Source organism: Microtetraspora sp. AC03309 (genome assembly GCF_020826795.1).
Lineage (GTDB): Bacteria > Actinomycetota > Actinomycetes > Streptosporangiales > Streptosporangiaceae > Microtetraspora > Microtetraspora glauca.
The window spans coordinates 1-658 of the sequence record NZ_JADDIL010000330.1; the positions used below are offsets into that span (position 1 = coordinate 1).

The 658-nt window shown below is 59.0% G+C and carries 1 protein-coding gene; it reads right to left on the minus strand.

Features of this window, described 5'->3' with window-relative positions:
• A partial coding sequence (locus IMZ11_RS43150; protein WP_228649428.1) for a TetR/AcrR family transcriptional regulator occupies window positions 1-398 on the minus strand: 398 nt, incomplete at its 3' end.
• Between the last annotated feature and the right edge of the window lie 260 nt (window positions 399-658).

Sequence of the window (658 nt, forward strand, 5' to 3'; positions counted from 1 at the left end):
GTCATCTCGTTTGCTATACGGATCATTCCCTCACGCATGGTGAATGCCGAAGGGTGCTGACTGAAGGCCGGCTGGTTTGTATACATAAATCGCGCCATATCGCGACCGACCTCGTGCAGGAGCGAACCGTATCGGACCAAAATCTGCTCACGCGTCCTCTTCCCGGGCCGTTGCGTCCCCGCCCACGTGATGATCTCCTCAATGCCTTCAGGAAGCGAGGCGAACAAATCCGTGACGATGTCCTGCTTGCTCGGGAAGTGGTGGTAGAGCGCGGCCTTGGTCACGCCGAGCCGCTCCGCGATCTCCCGCATCGACGTCTTGTCGTAGCCCTGATCAGTGAAGAGCTCAAGCGCGACTGACCGGATTCGTGCCCTCGTGTCGGTGCGCCGACGGTCCACTCGATTGCTCCTCTACCTACTTGACGGCCGGTTAGGTAACTGCGTACCTTTCAAAAAGACTAACCGACCGGCAAGTAACTTATCGAGGAGATGCGGCGCCATGGCATTATCGAATCTGTCCGATTCAATGCTCAGAGGGGTCGGAGCAACTGCTATCGGGGTTGCCGTCATCAGGGCGCGAGAGACCGACCACCCAAACGGGCTGGTGAACGATCCACTTGCCGCGGCACTCGCAGCGGCGGCTCGCCAAGGATTCGTAG